Here is an 18,159-nt window from a genome sequence, read left to right as displayed (position 1 = left end):
GGCTTGAAGCATAAACCTAGGGATTCTTATATTCAACGCAAACGCAGCAATTTCAGCCGGATTTCCATCAATTCCGCGTCACGCCGGATGATCAGCTTTATCTGCTTTTTTGCAGTCATCAAAGCCTTTTTATATTGTACAAAATCCTGCCCGGCATTGTTGTCTATGGCAACAACAACATCACCTTCCTTGAAGCCGGCGACATCTGCAGGAGAATCTTTGACAATGGACCCGATAACAATGACTTTGTCGATGTAATACAACTCCATTCCAGAATACGAATATTCAAATGGCTCTCGATACAGCGTGTTTGGCTTTAAGTATATCTCTCGCCTATCATAGTTGAGAATAACATTGAAGCGCTTAAGAATCTGGTTGCCAATAAGTCCACCTAAATACGGGTAGGAAGTTATATTGTATTCATCTTCAAATATCATCGTTGGCACTTTCCGGAAGCGATATGGCCCTAGTCGAAAATCCTTTACCAATGTCATGTCCATCGTCAGCTTTCCACCCACCCCATGGGCTTGCACGGGGAAACGTTTGCGTTTCTTACGGATGAGGGAACTGTCTTGTTCAAATTCTTGAGACAATACCAGAGATAAGCCAGCTCCGATATCAAAAAGAAACCGCGAGGTTACCCGACGGTGATCTCTTATCCGGGCAGATTGCACCGGAAGCGTGCGAATGAATGGCCTTAATAAATGCCCGCCACGCGGATATTTGATGGGGCCTTGGGAACAAATTTCAATTTCACGCACATCATAATCGATTTTTAAAATGTACCGGCTAAATAGCGAATAACCAATCACACCATCTATCTGGGTTCCGTATACATAGGAAAGAAATTCATAATCGTTGATGTGAAAGTTGAGGCTGTCTATAACGAGCTCATTCAGTTTAAGGCTTTGATTGTATAAAAATAGGGCTTTCTTTACCCCCGCAATACCACGGATGTTAATGTCAGATTCCTCCGGAACCAAGTTTAACGAGCTAGCTGTCGTCGAATCCAGCGAGATGCCACTACTCCCTGTATCGAGAATAAAGGTGAGCGTGTCTGCATGACCGATAAGGATACCCCGAACAAGAACAATACTCTCGGCGGCTAGTGAAAAGGGTACCACCGTAAGTGTTTTTGATGGGGGTGAAATATACTCTTCCTGAGCCCAAGCCGTCTTCACTAGAAATAAGCAAGCTATTGAAAACAGGAATACAATCGGTAAGGCTTTCATGGTGGTGCCTTTTAAGTTAGCTATATCAAACTTAGACAAACTTGCGTTCATTTGCAAGCCTATTGATTTCTTCTTTGCACTCGAGAACAGATCCAATAGCGAAAACATACGGTTATTCCATGGATTCATCATCGGCTTGCTATAAAAAATGAAGACCAGCCCCGGAATCTCTGCTTCGTGCATTTCCGAGTGTCGGCGGCAATCCGTATCTTCACCGCCGAAATAATGATAGCCCAATGACCGAACACAACGCTTTTCCCGGAGGTGGCCAGTATCGGGCGGAAAACCATCCGATAACGTCTTTAATTATACTGCTATCCTTGGTTTTTGTAGGAGCCCTCGTGTTCGGAACGCTTTCCGTATTTGTCGCTTTGGCTATCACGGGAATGGATGTTGGAGGCCCCGAAGGCCTCTTGTCGGGCAACGCATCAAACACCGATTTCCTAAAAATCGTCCAAGCCGGATCCAGCATTGGCATGTTTATTTTGCCGGCCATACTTCTGGGGGTTATTGAAAAACGGAAGCATAGCTACTTGGATTTCAAAACAGCAGTAAATCCCATGTTAGGATTTATGATTGTTGGCATTATGTTTTTCTCGGCCCCGATTTTGGAACAAAGTATCAAGCTGAACGAAAGTATGCAGCTCCCTAAGGCTTTTTCGGGTCTTGAAAACTGGATGAAGGCGAAAGAAGCCGAACTTGAAAAACTTACGCAAACATTACTTTCAGACACTACGTATTGGGGCTTGTTTGTCAATCTCATCGTGGTGGCAGTCATACCAGCCATCGGCGAGGAATTTCTCTTCCGGGGCTGTGTACAGAAAATCCTGATTCGTTGGTTTAAAAACTCACATGTTGGCATTTGGCTCGCGGCTATCATTTTCAGCGCCATACACCTTCAGTTTTACGGGTTCTTGCCCCGGATGTTACTTGGAGTCCTCTTTGGATATCTCTTGTTGTGGGGCAAAAACATTTGGTTGCCCGTATTGGCTCACTTCCTCAATAATGCCGCCGCCACCGTATCGGCCTTTTACTTGCAACGGCAGGGTAAATCGCTTGATGAAATGAACTTTGGAGAGCAAATCCCCACTTATTTTTATTTTATTAGTTTTGTGCTTACCGCTATTTTGCTATACCAGTACCACAAGACTTCCACAGCAGGAAATGTTCAATATCATGGAAAAAAATTGGATTAAATTATTTATTACAACCAGTCCTATACAAGCAGAAATCACCAAACAAATGCTTGAGGAACATGGAATATCTTCGGTAGTTATCAATAAACAAGATTCATCCTACCGTTTTGGGCAGTTAGAATTGTATGTACATGAATCTGAGGAAGGGACAGCGCGGGCGTTGATCGCCGAGAACAAACAAAGCGACGAAGAATCGTAAGAGACCATGAAAGTCAGAGCCATTACTGCCCTCTTTTTTGTCATCGTCGTGCTTGCTTCTCTGCTATTGGGAAGGTACACGTTCACATTATTTTTCATCGTGCTTAGTGCCTATTGCCTTAATGAATTTTACCGGATGATAGCAGATGAAACGGCCCTGCCAAACCGATTTGCGGGCCTGTTACTTGGCCTGTTTTCTTTTGGGTTATATGCAGGATACTGTTTGGGTATTTTTCCTGCCAAATTTTTGCTGCTCAGCATCCCGCTGGTGGCTGTAGTATTCATTGCGGCGCTGTATCAAAGGCAAGATAAACCGTTTTTGGGCATCGCATACACCCTTTTGGGCATGGTTTATGTGGTTTTGCCCTTTGTGTCCTTTTTTGCTTTGGGCTTTATGAATGAGGGATATAGTTATCATCTTCCTTTGGGTTTTATGCTTATTCTTTGGGGCAATGATACAGGTGCATATCTTACAGGGAGATTTTTTGGCAAGCACCTTCTTTTTGAGCGTATTTCACCCAAAAAAACATGGGAGGGCCTTGTGGGCGGCGTGTTGTTGGCCTTTGTCACATCGTTGGTGTTGGCATATTACTTCCCCATTTTGGCCATAGGACAATGGGTGGGTGTGGCACTTATCGTTTCCGTTTTCGGCACATTTGGCGACCTGGTAGAGTCTATGCTCAAACGCAGCCAACAGATCAAAGATTCCGGAGCCATTTTACCGGGACACGGTGGCTTGCTCGATCGCTTTGATGGACTATTACTCGCTGCTCCTGCTGTGGTCGTCTTCCTGAAAATTGCGGTATGAATGAAATAGTGCTCGCATCAACCACAGAAGGTTATTTTATAGATTAAATTTACGAAAAGATGGAAACATCCATACATCCCGACACGTTTGGGTTTCTGGCTGCTATCAAGGAGAACAACACGAGAGAATGGTTTCAAGAAAACCGGCCGGTTTATGAACAAGCCTGGCAAAATATGAAAAGCTTCACCGAGTCAGTTATCAAGGGCCTTGCTCAAACAGACCGCTATATTTCCGAAGACATCCCGGTGTCCAAGTGCCTGTTTCGGATTTACCGTGATACCCGTTTCAGCAAGGACAAGACTCCCTATAAAACATGGCTTGGCGCAGGGATATCCACTGCTGGGCGCAAACTAAACGGGCCGGAATATTACCTACATATACAGCCGGGGAATAGCTTTGTGGCAGGTGGCTATTGGCGACCGGAAAAAGATCATTTGACCGCCATTAGGCAAGAGATTGATTATAATGGTACGCGATTATTGGAATTATTGGATGAGCCCCCGTTCAAAAAACATTGTCAACTGGATACACAAGATAAGTTGAAGAGGCCCCCTACCGGCTTTGATGAGAGCAATCCCTATATTGAATTTCTTAAACTCAAGAGCTTCACGGCTTTTGAACAATTGGCAGATGAAAAACTGTCGAGTGCCGATGGATTAGAAGCGGTACTTGAGGGATTCCGCCGGATGTATGGTTTTAAGCTGTTCTTGCATGAAGCGCTCGGGGAGGAATAGTCCAGCGGGTTGCTAACAAAACCAGCGCGACTTTATTCCGGAAAACTAATCTTACCCATGCATACAGCGGGGGAATCCATGATTGCCATCATATTTTCGGCATCGCCAGCCACCGTTTCATTGGCCAGCAACGCAAAAAGGGCCGCTTCCTTGGCGTCAGGCGATAATCCTAGTTCGTCAAAGGAAGACACCCTTACATCTGAAAGGCCATCCGTAATAAGACGCACCAGCAACGGATTATGCAACCCCCCACCACTGACATACACATGAGGGTTTCCATGTTGTGATGCAACCCGTTGAATTGCTTCAACGATGGCCGATGCGGAAAAAGCACAGAGCGTAGCCATCACCGCGCTTTTGGATATCGTTTCTGTTTTCGTTGCTTTTTGAGCATCGGCTAAATACCCGAGGTTAAACAATTCTGGTCCGGTAGTTTTGGGAAAGGACAGGGCAAAAAAGCCATGGTCCAGCAAAGCAAGAAGCAATTCCTCATTGATGGTGCCAGCGGAGGCCATCCGAGCATCTTTATCCATCTCCATGCCCATGGTTGCCTGCATATATTGGTTCATCAAGGTGTTTCCCGGCCCTACATCCGTGGCGAAGCAAGGATCTCCACTATCTTCTCTAGGGGGAAGGAAAGTAAAATTGGCGATACCGCCGATATTGAGTAAAATACGGGCTTTCTGTTCATCAGAAAACAATAGGTAGTCGCCATAAGCGGCCAATGGGGCACCCTCTCCTCCAGCAGCGACGTGCTTTTGCCTAAAATCGGAAAGGGTAATAATGCCTGTCGTTATAGCTACATGGTCACCGTCGCCGATTTGCAGTGTGCTATTCGGGTAATCCTGATTTCCTGTAAGTGATTGCGGGGCATGAAATACCGTTTGCCCATGGCTAGCAATGAGGTCTATTTCACGGTTGCTGATTCCCCACTTGTTCAGCGCATCGTTTATCATGGCACCGTGGGTTTGCCCAATTAAAGCATGGAGCCCACAGAGTGTTTGCTGGTCGATTGTTCGCTCTGCAAAAATTTCCCTGACGCGGTTTCGAAAAGCGCTTGTGTAGCTCCCCGTTTCGAAACGAACGATGTCCAACGAGGTTTTTCTACCGCTGCCTGTGATCCGACAAAGGGCTATATCCAAGCCATCTAGGGATGTGCCTGACATCAAGCCGATGATAAGGCGCTCCTTTTTCTTTGCGACGGAATGAAGTTTTTCAACGTGCTTATTCATGGTGGGATAAAGGTAATGGTATTCGGATGAAGTTGCAATGTCGTCAGTCTCTTGATGTCGGCATTAATTTTTGCGTTTCACCTTATAATAGCTATTTTTGAGGAAATTTTAATCCAAGGAGCGCGCAGACACCATGTTTTGTTGTCAACAGGCAAGCATGGAGCATCAAGTACTAAATAGAAAACATATTCTAATGAATTTTCCTACAGATTTGAAGTACACGAAAGACCATGAATGGATTCGTGTGGAAGGCGAAGAGGCCGTTATCGGTATCACGGATTTTGCACAGCGCGAATTGGGCGATATTGTATTTCTTGATATTAACACGCTCGGTGAGGAAGTGGCACAGGACGATGTCTTTGGCACGGTGGAAGCCGTGAAGACCGTGTCCGATTTGTTTATGCCCGTTGCGGGAACGGTATTAACTGTCAATGACAAAATAGATGCTTCGCCGGAATTGGTCAACCAAGACCCCTATGGCGAAGGTTGGTTGGTGCGGATAAAGCTGAATGATTCCGCGGATGTGGAAGGTTTGCTTTCTGCGGCAGCTTATAAAGCTCAGGTATCTGTATAACGGTTGTTAGGGCATAGAGAGGAATGCGGCATGCCTCCACCAGCAGGTAGATGCCGTTCCTCTTTGGCATTATAATGGCTCCATAGCGAGCAAAAAGAGCAAGATGAAGCATTATACTTGGGCTATACTTTGGGCGGGAATTGTCTTGGTGCTATGCTGTATGCCCTCGGAAAGCACGCAAAGCGTCCCCAAATTTCCGGGGATAGACAAAGTCGCGCATACCGGATTCTTCTTTGTATTCACGGTGCTGCTTTATTATGGCGCAATCAGGAGGCTGAGCACCACAAGACCATCGATAGCAATAACCCTCCGGGTGATTGTTTTTTCCTTTTTATTTGCGTTATTTACGGAATATCTCCAATGGAAGATATTCACGTATCGTTCCGCCGAGGCTTGGGATTTATTCGCCGATGCCGTAGGTACGGGAATGGGCGTGTTTGCCTATCTATTGTTGCATAATACCTATGGCGTTAAGACATCCATAGGAAATGGTGAGATGAACATAAAAACATGAAAGGTATTATACACACACGGCTTATCTACCTGTTTTTGGGGCTAACCGTAATACTTTCCCTATCAGCATGCGGCCTTTTCCGCAAAGGATGTAAGTGCCCACCTGTACATCGTCACCAATCGATGGATTCTCCTAATAAGCCTAGGATTACAGAGCCTTGGCAATAGTGGCCACGCTCACGGCTTGAGCGCCACTGGTCAATAAAGCAGTGGCACAGGCTTCCAAGGTAGCTCCCGTTGTCAACACATCATCCACCAACAAGAGGTGCTTACCAGCAATAAGGCTAGGGTTGGGCACGGCAAAGGTGCCTAGTAGGTTTTCATAACGCTCATATCGATTTTTCTTCGTTTGGCTTTCCGAAGCTTTGTTCCGTATTACACTGTCCTCCAAAACACGCTTTTGCATAGAAAGAGAAATCCCCTTGGCAAAAAAAGTGCTTTGGTTGTAGCCCCGTTTGCGAAGTTTGGCTGGGTGCAACGGTACGGGTATGATGGCGTCTACCTGATCAAAAGGCTCAACAGCCCGAAGGATTTCGCCATAAGTAGAACCCAAGAGGGTGCCTATTTCAGGCCGATTACGGTATTTGAAGTGGTGTAGGATATTTTGCACGCGGGAGGAATCAAGGAAATACAGGTAAGAAGCTACGGCTTCCAGTTGAACACGGCCCCAAAGCTGTCTTGCGCCCTCATTATGGGGGTCTTTATGTGCATGGGTATAAGGTAGGTGGTACCAGCAATCTGTGCAGATGATCTGCTCCCGATAAGCGAGAGGCTTGTCACAACCCACGCAAGTCTGTGGAAAAAAGAGGGAGGTCAGGTCTTTGAGATAGCGCTTGATAAGCATGGACAATCAAATTCCGGGGTTGGCCGTTTCCTTGATGGCCAATTGCCCACAGGCTGCATCGATATCTTTCCCCCTACTTCTACGGATGTTGGTGATAACCCCTTTATTCCGGAGAAAATCAGCAAAGCGATCTATTTTATCTTCTGATGCATTTTCAAACTCAGCAAAGGCAATGGGGTTATATTCGATGATGTTCACTTTGCAGGGCAAATGCTTGCAGAAAGAAGCCAGTTCTTGTGCATCAGATAAGTCATCATTGAACCCATTGAAAACGATGTATTCGTAGGTTACCGGGTTTTTGGTTTTTGCATAGTAATATTTCAGTGCTTCAGCCAGTGCTTGCAGAGAGTTCTGCTCGTTAATGGGCATAATCTCATTGCGTTTTTTGTCATTAGCGGCATGGAGTGACAGGGCCAAATTAAAACGCACTTGATCGTCGCCCAGTTTCTTAATCATTTTGGCGATGCCGGCGGTGGATATCGTGATGCGTTTTGCCGCCATATTTAGCCCATCGGGCGCCGAGATGCGTTGCACAGATGCCAGTACATTGGCGTAGTTGAGCAAGGGTTCTCCCATGCCCATATAAACAATATTGGTCAAGGGTTGACCATAATTTTCCATCGCCTGTTTGCCAATGAGCACCACTTGGTCATATATTTCGTCTGCATGAAGATTGCGCTTACGGTCCATATAGCCCGTGGCGCAAAACTTGCAAGTAAGACTACATCCTACTTGTGAACTCACACAGGCCGTCATGCGGTCGGGAGTTGGGATCAACACACCCTCGATGATGTTTCCATCGTGGAGAACAAAGCTGCTTTTTATGGTGCTATCGGCGCTTTGTTGGGCTTGCCGTACATTTACCGCATTGATGGTAAAGGCCTGCTTGAGCGTGTCGCGCAGTGGCTTACTCAGGTTGCTCATCTCATCAAAATCCGTACACGATTTCTGCCAAAGCCACTCATAAATTTGTTTGGCCCGAAACGCTTGCTCCTCCATGGACACCAGTTGCCCGCGGAGCTGGTCAAGCGTCAGTTTTCGGATATCGATTTTCGACTTTGAATCAATCACGAGGCAAAGGTACGGCTTTTTTATACGTATTTTCCCCTCAGTATTTGGTTAAACACAAAAAAAAACACATCTTTGTAGCAGTATTCTTCAAGTTAAGCCTAACCTGAATGATTCTAAATTTATTTGGCTATATAGACCTATTGTCCATGGGCAGGAAGGTTCGAAAGGGACAGAGGTTTGTGTTCTGAAGAAAGGCAAAACCAAAAGAATCCTTTTATGGTTGATAACCAACCTAATATAAAACTATTGATGCTATGAACACGTTTTTTTCAGGGGATTATGTTTTACCTGTCACTGGCGGAGCCGTCAAGAACGGTGTTGTTGAATTAACAGACGGCGGTGTAATTGTCGACGTATATGCGCCAGGTGATCCCGCGCTTATTGGGAAAGAAATCACAACATATTCTGGAATTATTACACCGGGGTTTGTCAATGCACATTGCCATCTTGAATTATCACATATGGCAGGCATTGTGCCCAAACATACCGGGCTCGTGCCGTTCTTACAGCAGGTCATATCATCGAGGACAATAAAAGACAGTCGGATTGAGCGTGCGATGCAGGAGGCAGACAAACAAATGTACGACAACGGTATCGTGGCTGTAGGAGATCATGCCAACACCGATGTTTCAGTTGGAGTAAAAACAAGCAGTAAAATCCATTACCATACTTTTGTGGAAGCCATCGGATTTGAACCCGAACTGGCCGCCCAAAAATTTGCGGAAATTATGGCCATAGCCAGTCGGTTTGATAACAATACCACATCCTTAACCGCCCACGCCCCTTATTCCGTGTCAAAAGAATTGTTTAAGTTGCTCAATAAAGAAGCTATTAAACAAAAAATGCCACTAAGTATGCATAACCAAGAAAGCGAAGAGGAAAACAAATTGTTCCGATACAAGAGTGGTCAGTTTTTGGCGTTCTATGATGCACTGGGTAAGGATATCACCGGGTTTAAAGCGCAAGCGAGGAACTCTTTACAAACTGTCATGTCCTATTTATCCACCGATAATCCCGTCTTGTTGGTACACAATACCTACACATCCTCCAAAGACGTGTTTTTCATAGAACGTCAAGGAAGGAATGTTACCTGGTGTTTTTGCCCGAATGCCAACCTATACATCGAAGGAATCTTGCCGAAAGTAGAGAATTTTATCCATTATAATCACAGGATTGCATTGGGCACAGATAGCCTTGCCTCCAATGACCGGTTATGCATCCTGTCAGAGCTTAAAACCATCCATCACCACTTTCCAAACTTGCCCCTTACCGATACCATCAAATGGGCCACGATCAATGGCGCCCAATTCCTTGGCATTGCTGGGGACTATGGTTCTTTGGAAGGGGGCAAAACCCCAGGCCTCAACCTCCTAAAGAACACAAAAGGATTGGCCATCACACCCCATACGGAGGTAGAGCGCCTGGTTTAGTCGTCAAAAAAGACAACAAATCGGAAAAAGTTGTTACTTTAGGCCATGACCCTACCTCACTACAACGTTGTTGCCGCCATCATCCAGCATAAAGGCAAAATCCTGTGCATGCAAAAGGGGGCCAGCAAGCATGACTACCTAAGTTATAAATATGAGTTTCCTGGGGGCAAGGTAGAGCCTGGGGAATCATTCCAAGCGGCGCTACGCCGTGAGATAGAAGAAGAGATCCGCTTGGAAATCAAGGTGGGCGACAAATACCATACGGTAGCCTACGAATATCCCCATTTTAGCATTACCTTAGAAGCCTACCTTTGTACATTAGGCCATATTGATGCCTTGCAACTTACCGAACATATCTACTACCAATGGCTGAATGCTACTGACCTGCCTCAGCTTGATTGGGCTCCGGCAGACCTACCCGTCGTGGCTAAATTGGCAGACATAGCCCCATCATACTAATACCAAAAACACACCACCAAAAATGGCGCCCAAAATTATCCCGACTATAATTTCTTTCAAGACATGACGCTTGAGGTATAATCTCGACCAAGCCAAAAAAGGAGAAAAAAAGAGGAAAAGTATTCCAGAAGCCCAGCTAAAATGAAAAATCAATAAGCCAAGAAAAGTATGGAAAGCCAGGTGCATAGAAGCCTTTACGGCAATATTCACTACTTGGGCAACCAGCAAGAGTATCAAGGCACATGTAACGGCCAATCGCAATGTTCTATCCTGATCCGTTACCCATATGATTATGGTAACGCCCAATAGCAAAACCGTGGTAGCGATAAACCATTTTTGCCGTTGAGTCTGGTCCGATACATCAAGATTGGTATAGATTCCGTTTCGAACGCCATGAATGGTCTTTAAACCAATGGGAACAAACACCCCGCCCACAATCAATAAGGAAAGCATAGTCGCTTTCATTATGGGCTCATGACTAAAAAGTAAAAAAAGAACAAATACCGGAACGGTCAAAAAAGGATGACCAAGTGTAGAGATTAATTTTGCAGCCGTTGTCTTCAAGCTTTTACCATTGGATGAGCGATAAGGGCTTATCAATAGCCCCATCCCTTTGTTTTTTACAAAGCGAAGGTAACCAAACTTTTGGGAGCTGGCAAAGTATCTTTAGGGAGAAATTAAACCAAGAGGGAGGGGAGGCATGCACCCCTTGGTTTCAAAGCTTATGCTGGTTTTTCGGTATGATTAAACATCCATTGTACGCCAAATTTGTCTTTACAGCTTCCATAATAGGAACCCCAAAACATGTCCTGAAGGTCTTGAGGAATGGACGAACGCGACAAAGATGGGGGGATGAGGCAAAAGCAGGGTTAAAGGGTCAGCACGATTGAAATAATTAATGGCAATTAACGGTAAGGGACAGAAATCCTTCCTATATTTATCCGCTATAAGCGGGAAATAAGCTACGTATCCAGCGGGAATAATCATCATGAAAGATTTTAAGTCATATTTTATCATCCCTGCACCCCCAGAGCAGGTATACATGGCCCTCACCACGGAAATCACTATCAACTTGTGGACGGGCGAAGAAGCCACCATGTCGGCAGTTCCGGGCACGGAATTCTCCATGTGGAGCGGATCCATCGTTGGCAAGAACCTATCATTTGAAAAGGACAGGAAAATCGAACAGCAATGGTATTTTGCTGATGAGGCAGAAGAATCTATTGTTACCATCAAACTCCATGATCATAAAAAAGGCACCTCCATGGAGATACGGCACACCAATATCCCCGATGAGGTATATGAAGAAATCGTGGAGGGGTGGCATGATACCTATGTGGCCTCGCTTCAGGATTTTTACGAAGATTAACCGGTTGATGTAATTACACCTCTTCCGCAGTCATGTAAAAAGAGCTAGGAAGTGTTACCTTTACGCCATACGCTATGCGCAATAAAAAAATCATCATTATAGGTGCGAGCTCCGGAATAGGCCGCGCACTGGCCGAAATATTGGTTTCGGAGGGGAATATTGTCGGAATTACCGGCCGGCGTACCGAGCTCCTGCAGGATTTGGAGGCCGCCCAGCCGGACCGCTATTATGTGCGTGCCTTTGATGTCACGGATACTGATGGATGCGCCGATCACTTGGATGCGTTGGTTTCGACTATGGGCGGCGTGGATATTCTCGTCATCAGTGCCGGAGGTGGTGATGTCAATGAAGCGCTGGATTTTGCCGTTGAGCAAAAGATAATCGCGCTAAATGTTAGCGGATTTACCTGTGTAGCCGACTGGGCCTTTAATCATTTCAAGGCTAAAGGTCATGGGCACCTGGCCGCAATCAGTTCCATTGCCGGTATTCGGGGTAGTCGCCAAGCACCGGCATACAGCGCCACCAAGGCTTACCAAACCAATTACCTGCAAGGTCTTCGGCAGAAGGCCCATAAAGAACAAGCAGCCATCACGATTACCGATATCCGGCCGGGATTTGTAGACACCCCCATGGCCAAATCTCCGGTAAAATTCTGGGTCGCGCCAATCGATAAGGCGGCCAGACAGATCTATCAGGCCCTTCGCAAGCGAAAAAAAGTGGTACACATTACTAAACGATGGCAACTCATCGCTTGGATCTACAAATGGCTTCCGGGCCGCTTACACGAGCGGATATGAGGGCGGTTTTCTGGTGCTTTTAGCTTTCCTTCCCACCGTCTTTGGCTTTTCCTTGATTTTGATGTATACATGTTTGATTTTGGTTTTCTCCGTGCTCTTCTCTTCCACCTCAAAATACTGGTCCAATGATTTAAACAAGGGGGTTAGTTTTGAGAAGCCATAGTTGCGGGGGTCAAAATCAGGCTTTCTTTTATTCAGCAATCCACCGATGGCCGCCAAGGGGGCCCATCCGCCTTCATCCGCTACATCGTTTACCGAGGCTTTGAGTAAAGCTATTATTTCTTGGCCTATGGGTTCGTGTTCCTGTATACTCGCGTCCGTCGGTTTGGATATCTTACCGGCCGCACTGGGAATTTCAGCAAATGTCTTTTCTTTAGGTAGGGGTTTGGAGGTGGTTTCTTTATCCAAAATCTCGATGTATATAAACTTGTCGCAAGCCGCGATAAAAGGTGTGGGTGTTTTCTTTTCGCCCACGCCAATCACCATTTTTCCAGACTCCCGGAGCCTCACGGCTAACCGGGTAAAATCACTGTCGCTTGATACAATCGTAAACCCATCCACTTGTTGGGTGTGGAGAATATCCATCGCATCGATGATGAGTGCAGAATCGGACGAATTTTTGCCAGTCGTATAGCCATATTGCTGTATCGGGGTGATGGCATGTGTCAGCAAGGGTTCTTTCCAGCCCGCAACATGAGATTTGGTCCAATCTGCATAGATCCGTTTGATTGACGGGATGCCATATCGTTTCACTTCATTCAAAATACTCGCTATTTTTGAGCTTGATACATTGTCTGCATCAATCAGCACAGCTATTTTTAAATCATCCATCTCTTGGGTTATCTTCTGTTATCGGTGTATTGGGTTGAGCTATCTCTGTAATAATATGCTAAGGTAGGAAATTTTGCTGGTAATCGCCTGTATTGCCTATCTCTGCCCATATTCTAAATCCCCCATCGTGGTTCTAACATAAGGCGCATCCCGGCCATATAGGTCGAAGCGTAAAAATTTCTAAACTATTGCAAGTCATCTATGCAACATTATCACGCATTTGGCGACTAAAAGATGAATCACAGAACAGAAAACGCTTGCAGCCTAAAGAACAGATAGACGAACAGCACTTGATTACCCTATGTCGGGCAGGCAATGATATGGGTTATACGGAATTGTATAACAAATACGCCAAATATGTATACAATTCCATCCGCCGCATCATTTCGCATACAGCCGAGGCTGAAGATATCCTACAGGAGGCGTTTTGCTTAGCCTTTGCGGATATTGATCGTTTGCAAAATACGGCAAGTTTTGGGGCGTGGGTAAAGAGAATTGCTCTAAACCGCTCCATTTCGTGCCTGAGGAAAAGGAAAATCCTTTTTTCAGAAGCAGGAGAAATCGATGTTGCCGATGAAAATGACTATGACGAGGATGCAAACAAGCTGTTTGATTGCAAGGTAGAGGATGTAAGAAAAGCCATCGATGAATTGCCGCATGGCTATAAGACTATATTGAGCTTATACTTGTTTGAAAATATTTCTCAGGAAGAAATCAGCAAAATGCTGGATATCTCCTATAATACGGTACGTACACAGTACCACCGTGCTAAAAAGAAGATTATACAATCATTAAAAGACAAGACATATTATGAGTGACCCCATAAAGAGATTTGTGCAAGAAAACCGGGAGGCTTTTGATCATCTCGAACCCTCGGCAGCGGTCTTGCAGCGCATAAAAGACCAACTTGAGCACAAGACTGTTGTCAAGAAAGGCTTTTTCAAAAGGCACGAAAAAGCTAAGTGGCTGGTCGCTGCGTCCATCCTATTGGGATTGGTTTTCACCTATACGCTATACGATGAAGGCAAGCCAACGGATGCCGATGAACCCCTCCATTTGGTGCAAAAAGCGGCCCCAAAAGCTGCCGACCCTGAACCATCCCTAGCAAAAACAACGGAACCTCCATTGGCCACGCAGGATGAAGCACCTAAGAGGAAGAAGCGTCGCGCAGTTCCAGTTTACAAAGCTCCCGAACCTTTGCCGCAAGCATTACATGCCCAATTGGTAGACAGTAGTTCCGCAAGCATTAGGCTGGCAGCCATATTGGAAATCGAGCGGTCGGGGCACATGAATGATGAAATCCTAACGGCGCTTTCCAAAACCATTGATCAGGACGGCAATAGCAATGTCCGTGTAGCAGCATTGGATGTTTTGGGCAAATATGCCCATGAACCTCACATTGCAGATCTGCTCATTAAATCATTGGGTACCCAAGATGACCCGTTGATGCAGTTGAGTCTGATCAATCTTTTGGGCGGGGTAGACAACAAGGAAGTTGATGAAACGCTATTCGCCCTTACCAATGATCCGCGCACCTTTTTGGCCGTAAAAGATGAAGCCTATACTGTATTATTGAACCAAAATAAGCTATAAAACAACAAATTACTCCATTAACAACAAACGAAATGAAAAAGCAAATAATCACATTGACACTACTTCTTTCCCTGTGTTTTTCAGCATGGGCGCAGAAAGAATACAAAGTTGCCAAAAGTACGGGCAAGCTCCATCTCAATCTCAACGGGGCAGTGATAGAGGGTTATGATGGCAACGAAATCATCTTTTCCAGCCAAAAGACCCAAGAAGAGGAAGATGAACGGGCAAAAGGACTACAAGCAATCAGCGGCACGGGTTATAAAGACAATACAGGCATGGGCATTAATGTAACCGAAAACGGGCAGGATATCCATGTGAATATGGTGGGCAATCGTATTGACAAAGACCTGTTGAAGATACATGTACCCAAGCAGTTTTCCATCACCTTCACTTACCATAAAACGCTGCAAGCTGAGCTCATCGTGATAAATAATATAAAAGGCGAGATTGAGCTATCCACTTCATATAATAAGGTAAAATTGGAAAACAACAGCGGCCCCATGAACATAAAGGCCATTTATGGCAGCGTAGATGTAGCTTTTGAAAACGACATCAAGGGCCCGGTTTCCATCATTTCCGTATATGATTACGTAGATGTCGCATTGCCGGCCTCCACCAAAGCTAACATTGAGCTGGGTACCTCCTATGGCAAGCTCTATGCTGCCGATGATTTTAACATCACGGTTACCGAAAGAAATGTTGAAAAAGAAGAGGGCGCTAGGGGTCACGGAGCAACAGCCATATCAGGCACAGCCACGAGAACTGCAGACACACCCAGAGGTACAATAAATGGGGCTCCTACGCCCCCCATAGCGCCCGTGGCACCCGTAGTAGAGGATCGCACGCTGGGATTCGTGTACCGGGGTAGTGAACGGGAAAATATCAAAGGTACCATCAATGGTGGAGGGGTTGATCTGATTTTTAAATCAAACTACAAAAATGTCTATCTGCGCACCAGATAACATGGCCAGGGTCATATTGTAAAACAGTTATAATTAATTAGATCATGAAACATTTGGTGATTTGGTTGTTTATGCCAATACTGGCGTGCCCAGCCCTAGCGCAGACTAAGATCAGCAAGACCTATCCCATCAAGAGCGGAGAGAAATTAGAACTGCATTTTGATTATCCCAAATTGATCCGCGTAAGCACTTGGGATAAAGATACAGTAGCGGTAGATGCTAGCGTTGACATAAACAGTGGACAACTCAATGACGTCTTTAGCCTTGAGGAAGAGCATGTAGCGGGTGTGCTCCGCATCCGCAATGACATTAATATGGGAGCTATTCCTGAAGTGTATTATGTAGAAGAAAATGGAGAAAAGAAACGGTTTGACCTCGGTATATGGCATGGTGGAGCTCGTCAATTTTGATGCCCCCATCAGCGTGGAAGCAAAATATGGAGGCATAGATGCTAGTCTGGATGAACGCAGAATAGGGGAAATCAAATTGACCAACCGCTTTGGGAAAATCTATACTGATTTACCATTAACGCTTACCGAGAAGGAAGATCGTGATTTCTATACATCCATTACGGCGACACCAGGCAAGGGCCCCAGCTATGTCATTAGCGCATCCTATGGCAATATCTACCTTAGGAAAGCCTTGCCCTAGCTCATTATCGGCTTTGCTATTTCTTGCCTGCCACTAAGTCAGTTATCGCCTTTTCAATCCTGAGTTGCCGCGTTTCTTCCGTCTTCGCCTGTGTGATGGGAAGCACGTACCTTAATTTGGCGCTATAAGACAGCCCTTCGAAGAAAGTAAGGGCTTTTTTATTCTTATTCAACGCCGCTTTAAAGTCGTTAGGAAGTTCCACCTCCCGCGGTTCGGTGTCGAGTGCCAAGGTAATATCCAGTTGGTCCCCACCTTTTACATTCGCTTTTGTCCTACGTTCGGCACTGAGCGGGATGAGAAACCTGCCGCCCATGACAGCGATGGTACTGCGGTAGGTAAAGCCGTTCAAGGTCACCTTCACCGGAGGGCGTTTCCCCGCAGCCAATTTTTCTACGGCATCTTCAGGAACTTGGATGCCTGTGTTGTTGCCTTCTTGCAAAATCGTGGTGTTAAATACTACTTCATTAGCCATAATCATTCGGATTAATTTGTTGAACCAAAATTACTGAGAAATTTAGCCGTCAGTGCGGGGCAGATGCGACAATGTGGGTGGTTGATTATGACACCGGTGTGAATAAGTTGCGTGTTCATCCGGTTGGTGTGCCATTGATTATGCGTAAGACGGCTTATTGAGCGAGATATAGCCAAAGGCAATGTTTATAATTCGTCGAACTGAAGCCTATTTAATTTCCAACTACGGTTAAAAAACCAGACATTTGAGCAAAATTCTATCCTTGTATCCAGCATATCAAAAATGGCTATTGTTGGGGGTGCTTACCCTCACATGGGGCAGTTCCTTTATCTTGATTAAGCAGAGCATCGCTGTATACACACCCATGCAGGTTGGTGCATTACGATTATGTGCTGCGGGGTTGGTATTGGTTATTTTCGGCGTCCAAAATTTCAAGCATATTCCTAAAAAACTGATGCCTTGGGTTATTATTGGAGGTGCGATGGGAAATTTCATTCCAATGTTTTTGTTTCCGCTCGCGCAAGAAAAAGTGAGCAGCTCCATGGCCGGCATTTTAGATTCTTTAGTGCCTCTATTCATCCTGTTGTTTGGCTATTTATTTTTTGGCATCAGAAGCAGGGTGGTGCAGATCATCGGGGCAGTCATCGGGTTCATCGGGGCAGCCATTCTCATGGGTGATGATGGCAATGGGGGAAAGAGCGATGTGTTCCACTCATCCCTCATTGTGTTGGCCACGGCCTTTTATGGGTTAAATGGGCTGATCATCAGCAAGTACTTGTCTGGCATACCTTCCTTTAAGCTTTCATCCGTGGTGTTTACCATGTGGTTTGGTCCGGCATTGCTTATTTTGGGATTCACCGGTTTTTTTACCACGTTTGAAGGTACAGCAGCACAATGGAGCGGCTTGGGATACGTAGCCATCCTCGGGCTGGTGGGTACAGCGTTGGCTATGATATTGTTCTATAAGTTGTTGCAAAGCACTTCGGCCATATTTGCCTCCATGGTTACCTACCTGATGCCCTTGGTGGCTGTGATGTGGGGGGTGTTGGATGGCGAGCGGTTGGTATGGGCACACGCGGCAGGCGGGGCGCTTATACTGCTGGGGGTATATTTAATCCAAAAGAAACCAAAAGAGCGCGTATCGCCGGAGTTACGTTGATGAATGTCTTTTTTCCAGTCCGTTCGGCTCACCG

The 18,159-nt window shown here is 45.6% G+C and carries 23 protein-coding genes; 16 read left to right on the top strand and 7 right to left on the bottom strand.

From position 1 onward, the window contains the following. Positions 1-32: 32 nt before the first annotated feature. Entirely contained in the window at positions 33-1,364 is a 1,332-nt protein-coding gene (locus NF543_RS06745) for an aspartyl protease family protein (protein WP_257667349.1), read from the bottom strand. Positions 1,365-1,468: 104 nt separating this feature from the next. Here NF543_RS06745 and NF543_RS06740 point away from each other — a divergent pair, with 104 nt between their 5' ends. The 4 genes from NF543_RS06740 to NF543_RS06725 are packed head-to-tail and all read left to right on the top strand — an operon-like array spanning position 1,469 to position 4,168. Continuing rightward, positions 1,469-2,428 (top strand): CPBP family intramembrane glutamic endopeptidase, encoded by a 960-nt coding sequence (locus tag NF543_RS06740; RefSeq protein ID WP_257667348.1) that lies wholly within the window; start codon positions 1,469-1,471, stop codon positions 2,426-2,428. Then, complete coding sequence (locus NF543_RS06735) at positions 2,409-2,627, top strand: putative signal transducing protein (protein ID WP_257667347.1); 219 nt, start codon at positions 2,409-2,411, stop codon at positions 2,625-2,627. The genes NF543_RS06740 and NF543_RS06735 overlap by 20 nt, the downstream gene beginning before the upstream one ends. Positions 2,628-2,633: 6 nt before the next feature. Further along, positions 2,634-3,434: a phosphatidate cytidylyltransferase gene (locus tag NF543_RS06730; protein ID WP_257667346.1), complete on the top strand. Its 801-nt coding sequence runs from the start codon at positions 2,634-2,636 to the stop codon at positions 3,432-3,434. A gap of 59 nt (positions 3,435-3,493) precedes the next feature. Next, positions 3,494-4,168 (top strand): DUF2461 domain-containing protein, encoded by a 675-nt coding sequence (locus tag NF543_RS06725; protein WP_257667345.1) that lies wholly within the window; start codon positions 3,494-3,496, stop codon positions 4,166-4,168. 32 nt (positions 4,169-4,200) lie between these two features. Here the strand turns inward: NF543_RS06725 and NF543_RS06720 are convergent, their stop codons facing one another. Then, a complete protein-coding gene (locus NF543_RS06720; RefSeq protein WP_257667344.1) occupies positions 4,201-5,400 on the bottom strand; it encodes an anhydro-N-acetylmuramic acid kinase in 1,200 nt (399 codons plus the stop codon). Between the two features lie 193 nt (positions 5,401-5,593). Between NF543_RS06720 and gcvH the strand changes: the two genes are divergently transcribed. Together gcvH and NF543_RS06710 are read left to right on the top strand one after the other, a co-directional pair. Next, complete coding sequence (gene gcvH / locus NF543_RS06715; protein WP_257667343.1) at positions 5,594-5,974, top strand: glycine cleavage system protein GcvH; 381 nt, start codon at positions 5,594-5,596, stop codon at positions 5,972-5,974. 103 nt (positions 5,975-6,077) lie between these two features. Next, positions 6,078-6,488 carry a VanZ family protein gene (locus tag NF543_RS06710; RefSeq protein WP_257667342.1) on the top strand — a complete coding sequence of 137 codons (411 nt, stop codon included), beginning with the start codon at positions 6,078-6,080 and terminating at the stop codon, positions 6,486-6,488. Between the two features lie 147 nt (positions 6,489-6,635). On the opposite strand, the gene NF543_RS06705 is transcribed toward NF543_RS06710, so the two are convergent. Together NF543_RS06705 and rlmN are read right to left on the bottom strand one after the other, a co-directional pair. Further along, the gene (locus NF543_RS06705; RefSeq protein WP_257667341.1) at positions 6,636-7,331 is read right to left on the bottom strand and encodes a ComF family protein; all 696 of its coding nucleotides are present in this window, start codon (positions 7,329-7,331) and stop codon (positions 6,636-6,638) included. A gap of 6 nt (positions 7,332-7,337) precedes the next feature. Further along, on the bottom strand, positions 7,338-8,399 hold the full coding sequence (gene rlmN, locus NF543_RS06700; RefSeq protein ID WP_257667463.1) for a dual-specificity RNA methyltransferase RlmN: 1,062 nt from the start codon (positions 8,397-8,399) through the stop codon (positions 7,338-7,340). A gap of 257 nt (positions 8,400-8,656) precedes the next feature. Between rlmN and NF543_RS06695 the strand changes: the two genes are divergently transcribed. Both NF543_RS06695 and NF543_RS06690 read left to right on the top strand, forming a co-directional pair. Beyond that, positions 8,657-9,832, top strand: a complete 1,176-nt coding sequence (locus NF543_RS06695) for an amidohydrolase family protein (RefSeq protein ID WP_257667340.1) — start codon at positions 8,657-8,659, stop codon at positions 9,830-9,832. Between the two features lie 45 nt (positions 9,833-9,877). Beyond that, entirely contained in the window at positions 9,878-10,291 is a 414-nt protein-coding gene (locus NF543_RS06690; RefSeq protein WP_257667339.1) for a (deoxy)nucleoside triphosphate pyrophosphohydrolase, read from the top strand. Here NF543_RS06690 and NF543_RS06685 read toward each other — a convergent pair. After that, on the bottom strand, positions 10,283-10,744 hold the full coding sequence (locus tag NF543_RS06685) for a phosphatase PAP2 family protein (RefSeq protein ID WP_257957448.1): 462 nt from the start codon (positions 10,742-10,744) through the stop codon (positions 10,283-10,285). The genes NF543_RS06690 and NF543_RS06685 overlap by 9 nt on opposite strands. Before the next feature lie 535 nt (positions 10,745-11,279). Here NF543_RS06685 and NF543_RS06680 point away from each other — a divergent pair. Then, a complete protein-coding gene (locus tag NF543_RS06680) occupies positions 11,280-11,660 on the top strand; it encodes an SRPBCC domain-containing protein (RefSeq protein ID WP_257667337.1) in 381 nt (126 codons plus the stop codon). Positions 11,661-11,734: 74 nt separating this feature from the next. Continuing rightward, positions 11,735-12,457 carry an SDR family NAD(P)-dependent oxidoreductase gene (locus NF543_RS06675; protein ID WP_257667336.1) on the top strand — a complete coding sequence of 241 codons (723 nt, stop codon included), beginning with the start codon at positions 11,735-11,737 and terminating at the stop codon, positions 12,455-12,457. On the opposite strand, the gene NF543_RS06670 is transcribed toward NF543_RS06675, so the two are convergent. Then, entirely contained in the window at positions 12,440-13,288 is an 849-nt protein-coding gene (locus tag NF543_RS06670; RefSeq protein ID WP_257667335.1) for an NYN domain-containing protein, read from the bottom strand. The two genes, NF543_RS06675 and NF543_RS06670, sit on opposite strands and share 18 nt — an antisense overlap. A gap of 188 nt (positions 13,289-13,476) precedes the next feature. Between NF543_RS06670 and NF543_RS06665 the strand changes: the two genes are divergently transcribed. The 5 genes from NF543_RS06665 to NF543_RS06645 are packed head-to-tail and all read left to right on the top strand — an operon-like array spanning position 13,477 to position 16,494. Then, positions 13,477-14,106 carry an RNA polymerase sigma factor gene (locus tag NF543_RS06665; protein ID WP_257667334.1) on the top strand — a complete coding sequence of 210 codons (630 nt, stop codon included), beginning with the start codon at positions 13,477-13,479 and terminating at the stop codon, positions 14,104-14,106. Then, positions 14,099-14,881: a HEAT repeat domain-containing protein gene (locus tag NF543_RS06660; protein ID WP_257667333.1), complete on the top strand. Its 783-nt coding sequence runs from the start codon at positions 14,099-14,101 to the stop codon at positions 14,879-14,881. The genes NF543_RS06665 and NF543_RS06660 overlap by 8 nt, the downstream gene beginning before the upstream one ends. Before the next feature lie 32 nt (positions 14,882-14,913). Beyond that, positions 14,914-15,843 carry a DUF4097 family beta strand repeat-containing protein gene (locus NF543_RS06655; RefSeq protein ID WP_257667332.1) on the top strand — a complete coding sequence of 310 codons (930 nt, stop codon included), beginning with the start codon at positions 14,914-14,916 and terminating at the stop codon, positions 15,841-15,843. Between the two features lie 44 nt (positions 15,844-15,887). Beyond that, positions 15,888-16,253: a hypothetical protein gene (locus tag NF543_RS06650; RefSeq protein ID WP_257667331.1), complete on the top strand. Its 366-nt coding sequence runs from the start codon at positions 15,888-15,890 to the stop codon at positions 16,251-16,253. Then, positions 16,195-16,494: a hypothetical protein gene (locus NF543_RS06645; protein ID WP_257667330.1), complete on the top strand. Its 300-nt coding sequence runs from the start codon at positions 16,195-16,197 to the stop codon at positions 16,492-16,494. Before NF543_RS06650 ends, NF543_RS06645 begins: the two co-directional genes overlap by 59 nt. Positions 16,495-16,510: 16 nt before the next feature. Here NF543_RS06645 and NF543_RS06640 read toward each other — a convergent pair whose 3' ends face one another. Beyond that, complete coding sequence (locus tag NF543_RS06640) at positions 16,511-16,966, bottom strand: YdeI/OmpD-associated family protein (RefSeq protein ID WP_257667329.1); 456 nt, start codon at positions 16,964-16,966, stop codon at positions 16,511-16,513. 244 nt (positions 16,967-17,210) lie between these two features. On the opposite strand from NF543_RS06640, the gene NF543_RS06635 reads away from it, so the two are divergent. Further along, a complete protein-coding gene (locus NF543_RS06635; protein WP_257667328.1) occupies positions 17,211-18,125 on the top strand; it encodes a DMT family transporter in 915 nt (304 codons plus the stop codon). Positions 18,126-18,159: the final 34 nt, after the last annotated feature.

It is taken from the genome of Parapedobacter tibetensis, assembly GCF_024704835.1.
GTDB classification, from domain to species: domain Bacteria; phylum Bacteroidota; class Bacteroidia; order Sphingobacteriales; family Sphingobacteriaceae; genus Parapedobacter; species Parapedobacter tibetensis.
Note: the sequence above shows the minus strand (reverse complement) of the source record. Positions and strands in the feature narration are given on the sequence as shown.

Coding starts and splice junctions, on each gene's coding strand:
- NF543_RS06745 (WP_257667349.1), bottom strand. CDS start 1,364: ATGATGAATCCATGGAATAACCGTATGTTTTCGCTATTGGATCTGTTC.
- NF543_RS06740 (WP_257667348.1), top strand. CDS start 1,469: ATGACCGAACACAACGCTTTTCCCGGAGGTGGCCAGTATCGGGCGGAA.
- NF543_RS06735 (WP_257667347.1), top strand. CDS start 2,409: ATGGAAAAAAATTGGATTAAATTATTTATTACAACCAGTCCTATACAA.
- NF543_RS06730 (WP_257667346.1), top strand. CDS start 2,634: ATGAAAGTCAGAGCCATTACTGCCCTCTTTTTTGTCATCGTCGTGCTT.
- NF543_RS06725 (WP_257667345.1), top strand. CDS start 3,494: ATGGAAACATCCATACATCCCGACACGTTTGGGTTTCTGGCTGCTATC.
- NF543_RS06720 (WP_257667344.1), bottom strand. CDS start 5,400: ATGAATAAGCACGTTGAAAAACTTCATTCCGTCGCAAAGAAAAAGGAG.
- gcvH (WP_257667343.1), top strand. CDS start 5,594: ATGAATTTTCCTACAGATTTGAAGTACACGAAAGACCATGAATGGATT.
- NF543_RS06710 (WP_257667342.1), top strand. CDS start 6,078: ATGAAGCATTATACTTGGGCTATACTTTGGGCGGGAATTGTCTTGGTG.
- NF543_RS06705 (WP_257667341.1), bottom strand. CDS start 7,331: ATGCTTATCAAGCGCTATCTCAAAGACCTGACCTCCCTCTTTTTTCCA.
- NF543_RS06695 (WP_257667340.1), top strand. CDS start 8,657: ATGAACACGTTTTTTTCAGGGGATTATGTTTTACCTGTCACTGGCGGA.
- NF543_RS06690 (WP_257667339.1), top strand. CDS start 9,878: ATGACCCTACCTCACTACAACGTTGTTGCCGCCATCATCCAGCATAAA.
- NF543_RS06685 (WP_257957448.1), bottom strand. CDS start 10,744: ATGCTTTCCTTATTGATTGTGGGCGGGGTGTTTGTTCCCATTGGTTTA.
- NF543_RS06680 (WP_257667337.1), top strand. CDS start 11,280: ATGAAAGATTTTAAGTCATATTTTATCATCCCTGCACCCCCAGAGCAG.
- NF543_RS06675 (WP_257667336.1), top strand. CDS start 11,735: ATGCGCAATAAAAAAATCATCATTATAGGTGCGAGCTCCGGAATAGGC.
- NF543_RS06670 (WP_257667335.1), bottom strand. CDS start 13,288: ATGGATGATTTAAAAATAGCTGTGCTGATTGATGCAGACAATGTATCA.
- NF543_RS06660 (WP_257667333.1), top strand. CDS start 14,099: ATGAGTGACCCCATAAAGAGATTTGTGCAAGAAAACCGGGAGGCTTTT.
- NF543_RS06655 (WP_257667332.1), top strand. CDS start 14,914: ATGAAAAAGCAAATAATCACATTGACACTACTTCTTTCCCTGTGTTTT.
- NF543_RS06650 (WP_257667331.1), top strand. CDS start 15,888: ATGAAACATTTGGTGATTTGGTTGTTTATGCCAATACTGGCGTGCCCA.
- NF543_RS06645 (WP_257667330.1), top strand. CDS start 16,195: ATGGAGAAAAGAAACGGTTTGACCTCGGTATATGGCATGGTGGAGCTC.
- NF543_RS06640 (WP_257667329.1), bottom strand. CDS start 16,966: ATGGCTAATGAAGTAGTATTTAACACCACGATTTTGCAAGAAGGCAAC.